Below are 8,811 nucleotides of genomic sequence, written 5' to 3'. Positions count from 1 at the left end.
ATCAAGAATCTCGTCTTTCGATCTTTCTAGAGATGGGAGAGCCTCAATGAAAGGGTTGCCATCGAAACGACGAACGCCAGTCGGCTTATAATTTGCTGGAATGGAGGTGTACGTAATCATTTCTTCGTCCTTCGTTGACGTTCAATGGTCGCTAATCGCTCGCGCTTTTCAATCTCCTGCCAACTTGAGCCGCTTGCCGATGTGACAGGTTCTAGTGTCCTGCGCATGACGCTGCAGGACTCACGTTTGGCTTCCCAATGAGTGCGCGTTTAATCTTCGTTGTCTCGGCCATGCGTCGTAATGTAGCGTCGACAGCTGTGGTCTTTGCTGTAGAAGTGTTTTCTCCACTAGGCTTGCGGAAGGGTATCGGCGAGCGTTGCTGGTTCTCGACGAAAGTATCATTGCGTGTTATCGCTACAAGAAGCCGATGATTTTTTGCGAGATGGTCTTCTTCTTCCAGAGTGATCTCTTGAAGTTCCTGCAGCCCGGCAGCGTCTACATGCCATAACGGCCATTCATGATCACCGTTAGGAGCATAGAGTTCGACTGGATCTGAGTAGTCGACTTTTATATCCACGGCCCGGCGCCTGGAGGTAGAAAGATGTGCTTGGCGTTCGGCTGCGGCGTTCATTGGGACATACCTTCGGCCCCGGTAAGTGAGGGCGCTGTTTGCGAGGCTTGCCTTGTCAGTTCCCAGCAGAAGGCGTTGATAGTCTGCTTCTTCTAACGGCGGGCTCGCAATGCCAGTAATGTTCTCAAGGCCCCAGAGATAAGCGTCACGAGGCGTTGGCCTTACCCCTGCGCGCTTAAGAATGGCTCGCTTTTCTAGATTACTGTGTGAACTGTTGTTATGAGAATCAGTCATATCGATCAGCGCCCAATACAACTCGCGTAGTGTATGGATGCCTGCGCCCTTTGCGGCTTTGAAGGCGCGTTTAGTCTTTGGATCCTCAGGGCGGTCAGCGAAAACGCCTTTAATTCCTCGCTGTGCCATTTTGCGCTTCAGTTCACGATTCACGCGCTCAATAACGCCTTTCCCATCTGGACAGAGAGGGGGCAGCGTTTCGGTTTCGATACGTAGACCATCTACTGCTGCGTCAAGCATTGCGCCAGAAATCATTTCAGAACCACGATCGACAACTAGACGCGCGCAAACTTTCCCTCGAGGCCATCGGTCCTCGTCGATGTTTAGTCCCAAATTTGTGAAGCGGCGTTTTCGCGACGTGAATGCAATCAGTAAGGCGAAACGAATTTCTTCCCAAGATGGTGGCCGAAGAGTGACATAAACGCTAACAATAAATCGGCTCCATCGGTCAATTATGAGGTAGATTATTGGCGTGCCGATTATTTTATTTTGGTCCTTACTGTCTACAAGGAAGATGCGACCACCAGTCGCATCGATTTCATATACTTCTCCCGGTCCCGTTGCAAGCAAAGAACCTTTCGCCGCTTTTCGGCTTTGTCCTGCGACATTCTCGATGACATCACGCTTAAGTACAACGTTGCTACTTGTGATGTCCCGGAACTGGCGAAGTGTGACTGGCAATGGGCATTTCTTTGCTAAGTAGGCCGCATATTTTTCTGAATGGCGCACAGAAAAGTAGAGTTCCATGTATTTCTGATGCGCTGCAGTTTGGGTTGTGCGGCCCTTTTCGGCTAGCGCTTCCAGACAGTCAGTCATGTCCATGACATCTTCGTCCGTTACAACAAAAGTATTTAGACCGAGCGTTTCCGCTTCGACAGGTTGCCGACCCCTTCGTTTGGGGGTAGGAAGATTTGGGCTAGTTTCCGATCCACCACAGTTGGAAGAGGGACGCTGCATACCAATTGGGTGGCCAGGCCGTAGTCGTAAAAGTGCATTCTTAACTCGCCCAAAATAATAGTATCGAAGTAGTAGTCTTCGAAGTGAGACAGGACTAATTTGTAGCTCTTCTGCCCTTCGATTTATGAGAACAGTAAATGTAGAGCGGGCAAGTTTCACTTCATTATCAAACTGCTCGACAAGCGGTTTGATTATAGAAAATGCACCGTCTATCGTGGCTCGTATGCTTCGATCTGCTGACGATGAGTCAAGAAAAGCTTGAGGAAGTGGTACACGACCGATACGCCAGGTACCAGCTTTTAGGTTTCGTATTACGTCAGATCGACGCTTCGCAGAAGGACGGACAGCGAGGCGTGCCATGTTCGGTGTGGAAACAGGCATCACGTAGATGGTTTGGTCGAAGACGTGCGTAATTCGTAATAAAACAGGTTGGGGATCCCGATCGACTTCAATAACTAGGCCGGTCTTGAGAGGCTCATCTTTGCGGCCGTTGACGAACATCGTAGAGGTCATCATTTTGAAGGACTACAGGCAAGTGAAGAGTCAGTTTCGACATCAAGTCGACAGCGATCCTGCCAGACCATACACAATAAAGAAATTCGTTTAGGCAATTCTCATTGCTGCGGTTGAGACGCATGGAACATGTTCTGATTATTTCTTTTAATGGAAGGTTTTGTTCGTAAATATCAAAGAATACTTTAGCGAATTCGTCCGCTTGTTCGAAATTTGGTAAATGCCGTTGCAGTGCCCATCCGCGCATGAAGGTTAAAGTTGCAAACAGCTCTCTACTGTATCCGGTAGTATCAACTAGCTTCCAGTCGATGTTGTTTTGCTGGCACCATTTATGCTCGACTTTGAGCCTAAGTCTAACTTTCGGAATGGAGGCATCTTCAGGTGTTTTGATGCTTCTTGCTTGATACGCTAATCCTGAAGGCGTTTGGCGAGTAACGATGAAATCGAGAGTAAATGGCTCAGGGAATCTGCCTTTCCGCGTGTGCTTAACGCCGAGTTCACTACAGATAGTCAGAGTTTCGGCAAGATTAAGGATGGGAAACTGCTCGCGAATATCGACTACATCTGGTTGCCGATCAAGAAGATAGAAATAAATTCGCTCAGGCAGAGATAGCAAATGGTATATGCGAGGAACGGTGATTCCCTTTGGATTGCCAGAAGTACCAATGGAGGGAACATCTCTTACCCGTAGCCATGGATGGTATGCGATACCTGTACCTAATCCGAAGCCTCGCTTCAACTTGTTTCGCAAGTAACTAGGGTACAGACCAAGATGTGGGCTCCATTCCATACTTCAGTATAGGAAGCATTACGCTAAGAGCAAGGTGACTTATAAGAGAAAATTGCCGATCGTGCCGCTAGTGCCGATAGTGCTGATAGTTGTCGCCCGGATATTAGTGGCAAAACTTTGAACGGTCGTGAGATTCGTAATAATGAATCCTGCTAATCAAGTGTTGGGCAGAAACAGAGGCGTGGTGCTTCTGGTCAGGGCCGCGTAGCAGCAGAAATGTTCGCCGCACGTGGCGCCAAGGGGGTCGTCGCTGACATCAATGAGGATGCTGCACGCGAAGTTGGCGAAGCGATTGGTGGGTTCGGCTTCAAGACGGACGTATCAAAGGATGCTGACGTGAAAGCGCTTATTCACGAGACCTGCAAGCGCTATAGCGGATTGGATGTCCTGTTAAACAACGCCGGGATCGGCTTCAGCGCGACCGGACGATTCAGGATGACATGGATCGTTGACACTTCTGAAGATACTTTCAACGCAGTTATCGGCATCAACCTCAAGGGTGCCGCGATGGCATGCAAGCATGCCATCGCGCACATGGTTGCGCGCGGTGGCGGTTCGATCATCAACAATGCCTCTCTCAATGCAATCGCCGGCAATCCCGGCGCCGATCCCTATACAGCAGCCAAGGGCGGTCTTGTGGCGCTGACACGGAGCCTGGCCGTTGAATGGGGGGCGAGGAATATTCGGACCAACTGCATCTGCCCGGATCCGATCGAGACGCCCATGATCGCTGGCGCTATCGCTGACGAAGCCTTCCGCAAGCAGCTGGTCAGCAGCGTTCCTCTTGACCGACTTGGTACTGCAGCGGAAGTTGCGAGTGTCGCGGTGTTTCTGGCATCGCCAGGGGCAGCCTATGTGAACGGCGCCATTCTTCTCGTCGATGGCGGCTGGTTCGCAAAATAAGAACTCCTAACAAAACCGTTCGACATACCGCCAACAGATGAGCGAGCAGGCAAGCGAAAGGAATGCCTGATGGATGTCTGCCCGTCGCTCGTGCCGGATGCGCAATCTGCGAAATCGGTGTAGCCATCCTGAGGTGCGCTCAACGACCCAACGCCATTTGCCGAGCCTTTAACGCGACTCCGCGCCTTATCGCGGTATGTGCTGCAGTGGCTCGTCGGCGCAGCCAGGCGCGATGCGCTCGTGAAGCGTACGCTCGATCGGCATGCAGCTTACCTGGACGTTTGCGCGCACGACCGGACAACTCTTTAACCGATGGGATAGCTTCTACGAGTGGAATGAGGAAGCGCGAGTCATGCACTAGGACGCCCGAGATTCTGGCTACCAAGGTCAACCCACGTTAATCGACGAGCAGATGGTGTTTGCAGCCGAGCTTGCCACGATCGGTCGGGTTCTGGCCCGTATGCTCGCCACCCGCAGGCGCGGGCACACTGGCGGCGTCAACGCAAGCTCGATCCCACCTGATCTGGTCGTGCTCGCGTAGCCATCGGAGAACTGCCTCGTGGATGCGCTGCCAAACGCCAGCTTTCATCCATTCGTGGAGCAGGCGCCAACAAGTGATGCCACTGCCGCATCCGAGTTTGCGCGGCAGTTATTCTCACGGGATCCCGGTCTTGAGCACAAACAGGATCCCGGTTAGGGTTGCGCGATCGTTGATACGTGGCCGTCCGCCTTTCGGAGATCTGCGATTAGCTGGGAGATGAACTGCTACAAGCGACCAAAGGTAGTCGGGGAGAAGTGCTTGGGCCATGGGATCAATCGATCTGGGAACACGGCCGCAATCTTAGCTGCCGAACTACGCCGTGTACGTCCGCTTTCAATGGGATGGACGCCCCCACCCGTAACGGCATCAGATGTGCCAAAGTGGAAGTGTCAATCAACCACTGAGTCGAGGGGGGCGTCACCATGAAGATTACGACAATCGGCATCGATTTGGCAAAGAACGTGTTTCAGATTCATGGGGTCGATGCGCATGGCAAAGCAGTACTTAAGAAGCAGATTAAACGCGACGAGATGGCGGTCTTCTTCGCTAACCTGGCGCCGTGTCTGATCGGCATGGAAGCATGCGGCGGGGCTCATTACTGGGCCCGGAAGCTGCAGAGCCATGGTCATACAGTCAAGCTCATGGCTCCGCAATTTGTTAAGCCATACGTCAAGACCAACAAGCATGACGCGGCTGATGCCGAAGCTATTTGCGAAGCGGTAACCCGTCCGACGATGCGCTTTGTTCCGGTCAAGCATGTCGAACAGCAGTCGGTCCTGGCGTTGCACCGAGCTCGACAAGGTATGGTCAGAGCCCGTACTGCACAGGCGAACCAGATCCGCGGCCTACTAGCCGAATTTGGACTAGTCGTCCCTCAAGGCATTACGCATCTATATCAACGTGTACCGCTGCTGCTAGAGCAAGCGAAAGACGAGCTACCTGGCCTATTCCGACAACTCATACAGCGTCTCCTGGCGCATCTGAAAGTACTCGACCGGCAAGTAGATGAGATGGAGCTCGAGATTCAGATGTGGCAACGTTCGAACCCATTGTCGCGCAAGCTGGAAAAAATTCCCGGCATTGGACCCCTCACAGCAAGCGCCATGGTTGCATCAGTAGGCGACGCGAAGAGCTTTCACAACGGGCGGCAGCTAGCAGCGTGGCTTGGACTGGTGCCCAAACAGCATTCCAGCGGAGGCAGGCCAACATTGCTGGGGATGAGCAAGCGAGGAGATTGCTACCTTCGCACATTGCTAATTCACGGGGCCAGAGCGGTGATTTATGCGCTCAAGCGCAAGCCACCGACTACAGGATGGCTTGCCAATTTACTGGCACGACGCGACAAGAATATTGTCGCTGTCGCTTTGGCGAACAAGAATGCACGAATCATCTGGGCGCTTCTGGCCCAGGATCGAGAATTCCGATCTGATTACGCAACACCGTAATCAGATCGGCGAGCGACGACGAAATAAAGAGGCTGTAGGCAGATCAAACCACCGATTGCTCAGGCAAACACGAAGTGATGGCAAGGCAGGTAAGACCGTAGTCGGCAAAGCCCGTTTGGGTCGGAGCATGAAAAATGCGCGCTTTCGATTGGGGCGCCGACTAGCAAATCCCATCAGGGACCGTAGCAGTTACTGCTGCACCAAAGTCCGGATGTACGGGTGCAATCTTTACCTTCTGCTGATCATGGAACGAATGCTTGGCAAACCGGGGGCGTCCATGTACGACCCAACGCAGACATTCACAACATAAACTTCAAAATCTTGGACAAACGGGTTAAAAGTTTTTTTGCATAATTGGGTAAACCGTGATGCATTGAAATATTTTGTAAGCGAGTGCCGGACAATGTGGCGAATTTGGCGCATGAAGCCTTTCCAAATCAATGACATAAACATTGAGTTCTTGCCCAAGAAAATTAAAATGGATTTCTTTTCCATCCATATTCGCTGGTAAGAGCTGTTTCAGATCGATCTTTCTATCGATGATCGTACCATCTTGCTTTACTCGCCATTTAACATACAAATATTCGCCGACTACAAAATTCCCCGCCATGCCGGTGCCTTGCGAAACATGGCCTCGGCGAACGGCGTCACGCGGGGGCTGAGTAGGCATTCCGATTGGCGCTCCATACATGTAGTCCATGATTTCCACTTGGAAATTAGTGCCGAAGCTGAAACCGTGTTCTGCAATTTTTGGCGACATGGCGCAGCCTGTGAATAAAGTTGCTAGAAAACATAGCGATGTGGCCAACGCTCTAATCGAAGGCATTTTAGCTTTCCTAACGACTCCAAATATTGCCTCAAAATTGTTTTTTTGCATTTCCTACCGTTTTTCAATTAGTTAGCATGCAACGGCTCATGGGCTTATCGTTCGGCATGGAATAGCTTGCGATGTGCGAAGAACGAGTAGCTTGTATTCGTGCGAGACGACGAATAGTGGCTTAGGATTCACTCATCGACTCGCTCAGGTTTCAAATTGACGAATGTCCGCTCGTGGCCGATAACAGATATTGGCATGGCTCTCTACAGGTCTTAGTTATTGCTTCGAGACTTAGAAATCTTTTAGGCGCGCTTAGTTCTCACTAGGTAAATTGTTGCCAAAGTGAAAGTCACCTGGCAATATTGGTGAGGAGGTACCGTCTAAGTACTTACCAAAATGCCTAAAATGTTGATGTTCTTCTGATGTCGTCCTGTGGGCGCCGGTCTGCATGTTCCTCAAGATTGGAACTCCCAAACCGCATACTGTCGCAAGGGGCCCAAGTACCGATGCAAGCGTTGTCTGCAACTTAGTGAAGGTGTAACGCTCACCATTGTAGTAGTCTCTGATCAATTCTAATTCCGCTAAAGTGCCTAAAGATGTAGCCAGCGGTGGGTGTAGCTTTAGATCAGAAGCCTTAAGATTCAAATTTGTAGCGCACTTTGTTCCAAGCCGCATAAACAAATTTTGCGTGTAATTAGGAAGGGGATCTCCGACCTCTGCACCAATGATATTCGAGTAAAGCTCATCGAGATTGAAAGCTCGACTGCCACCTTGCCAGACCCATACCGCGTGATCGAGTTCAAGTAGGATCGAAAATGCAAGCGATTTGCACTGGTCATCGGCTGCCCGCCGCTCGTAAAGCCAGTCAACTACCAGTACAGTAGTAGCAGTTCCAAAGAAGCCGGTTCCCAAGTTCGCTAAAATGCCGGACGTTTCCGGGCTGAACCCACCCATGTATACAAAAGCGAGCGTGACAACGGCTGCGAGCACAAAGAGGGAAACGATGATAATTCGTGTCGTCATATAGCGGAAATTTCGAAAATATTAACCATAACTGTTCTAATAGCGGCATGGCTCAGTGTACGAGTATGTTGCTCTTAAAGCAATAAAGTAATTTTCTATGGAATAACGTTCTTCGCTAAAAATCGGGATAGTTTTAGACGAGGAAATGCATGTCGCTACTGGCCGAACCCAGCCGTTTGGCCTAGGGAAGCGCTGATTTATTGCTACTCTCAGTCACACGCATGCAATAGAATCAAGGACTTAACGTGTAAATTTTGAGCAATAGTTAAATTGATCAGCGCTTCCCTAGTATAACACTGTGCCAAGCTGGAAAAGTCACAGACGGCGGTCACGACCGACCGGAATCGACCCACTGCAGCCATTCAGGTTGACGTTAGCGCATCTTGTCGCGTTAATGCTATGGAATAAAATCGATAATTTTGGTCATTCTCTTAATGAAAAACTTTTCTTGAAGCAGGCGCTGGTTAGTACGATCAACCATTTTTCGTAGCGCTGCAGAGCGCTTTGACGGACACAACTTGTCGATCCATCCAACAGGACTATGGTCGCCACACTTGTCACATCGACCGGTTTCGTCAATGAGGTCGATCTGGACGAGTTGCATTAAGTCCGGGCTTAAGTCTGGTCCGACAAACATGCGCCAAGGATGTTGATCGTAGAGAGTATCTTTACCGCCCAGATCCTGTGACGAAGAGCCAACCTTAATCGCCGGTTTGCCAAGCCACCTGAACACTAGACGAGCTCCGGTATGAGGAATTTGATTGCGGCTCGTGAAACCGAGTCGTCCATCAAAAAGGTTCATTCCGCGATCGCCCCCTGAGTCTGAAAACTTCCAGGTCTCGGTTTCGCAGACTTTCATTGCCACGTTCAAGCATGTGAAATGAAACAGTTCGACCGGTAATGGCATGCCTGCAGAATTATTTGTCATTGTAGGTTCCTTTTATAGTCCGCTTCTGG

The 8,811-nt window shown here is 50.6% G+C and carries 6 protein-coding genes and 2 pseudogenes; 2 read left to right on the top strand and 6 right to left on the bottom strand.

What is annotated here, in order from left to right; genetic code table 11:
• Positions 1-211: 211 nt before the first annotated feature.
• Together ACHAC9_RS24040 and ACHAC9_RS24035 are read right to left on the bottom strand one after the other, a co-directional pair.
• On the bottom strand, positions 212-2,323 hold the full coding sequence (locus ACHAC9_RS24040) for a hypothetical protein (RefSeq protein ID WP_435764266.1): 2,112 nt from the start codon (positions 2,321-2,323) through the stop codon (positions 212-214).
• Positions 2,298-3,074 (bottom strand): TnsA endonuclease N-terminal domain-containing protein, encoded by a 777-nt coding sequence (locus tag ACHAC9_RS24035; protein WP_435764263.1) that lies wholly within the window; start codon positions 3,072-3,074, stop codon positions 2,298-2,300. The genes ACHAC9_RS24040 and ACHAC9_RS24035 overlap by 26 nt, the downstream gene beginning before the upstream one ends.
• Positions 3,075-3,320: 246 nt before the next feature.
• Here ACHAC9_RS24035 and ACHAC9_RS24030 point away from each other — a divergent pair.
• Positions 3,321-4,028, top strand: a pseudogene (locus ACHAC9_RS24030) (SDR family NAD(P)-dependent oxidoreductase); the annotation flags it as partial.
• Between the two features lie 6 nt (positions 4,029-4,034).
• On the opposite strand, the pseudogene ACHAC9_RS24025 reads toward ACHAC9_RS24030, so the two are convergent.
• Positions 4,035-4,836, bottom strand: a pseudogene (locus tag ACHAC9_RS24025) (IS5 family transposase).
• A gap of 155 nt (positions 4,837-4,991) precedes the next feature.
• Here ACHAC9_RS24025 and ACHAC9_RS24020 point away from each other — a divergent pair.
• Complete coding sequence (locus tag ACHAC9_RS24020; protein WP_435764260.1) at positions 4,992-6,014, top strand: IS110 family transposase; 1,023 nt, start codon at positions 4,992-4,994, stop codon at positions 6,012-6,014.
• 334 nt (positions 6,015-6,348) lie between these two features.
• Here the strand turns inward: ACHAC9_RS24020 and ACHAC9_RS24015 are convergent, their stop codons facing one another.
• The 3 genes from ACHAC9_RS24015 to ACHAC9_RS24005 form a co-directional block, all read right to left on the bottom strand.
• Positions 6,349-6,840: a hypothetical protein gene (locus ACHAC9_RS24015; RefSeq protein ID WP_435764257.1), complete on the bottom strand. Its 492-nt coding sequence runs from the start codon at positions 6,838-6,840 to the stop codon at positions 6,349-6,351.
• Between the two features lie 303 nt (positions 6,841-7,143).
• Positions 7,144-7,854 carry a hypothetical protein gene (locus ACHAC9_RS24010; RefSeq protein WP_435764255.1) on the bottom strand — a complete coding sequence of 237 codons (711 nt, stop codon included), beginning with the start codon at positions 7,852-7,854 and terminating at the stop codon, positions 7,144-7,146.
• A 397-nt stretch (positions 7,855-8,251) separates the two neighbouring features.
• Positions 8,252-8,782, bottom strand: a complete 531-nt coding sequence (locus tag ACHAC9_RS24005; protein ID WP_435764253.1) for a hypothetical protein — start codon at positions 8,780-8,782, stop codon at positions 8,252-8,254.
• Between the last annotated feature and the right edge of the window lie 29 nt (positions 8,783-8,811).

This window comes from Massilia sp. CMS3.1, from assembly GCF_051262535.1.
Lineage (GTDB): Bacteria > Pseudomonadota > Gammaproteobacteria > Burkholderiales > Burkholderiaceae_D > Telluria.
Note: the sequence above shows the minus strand (reverse complement) of the source record. Positions and strands in the feature narration are given on the sequence as shown.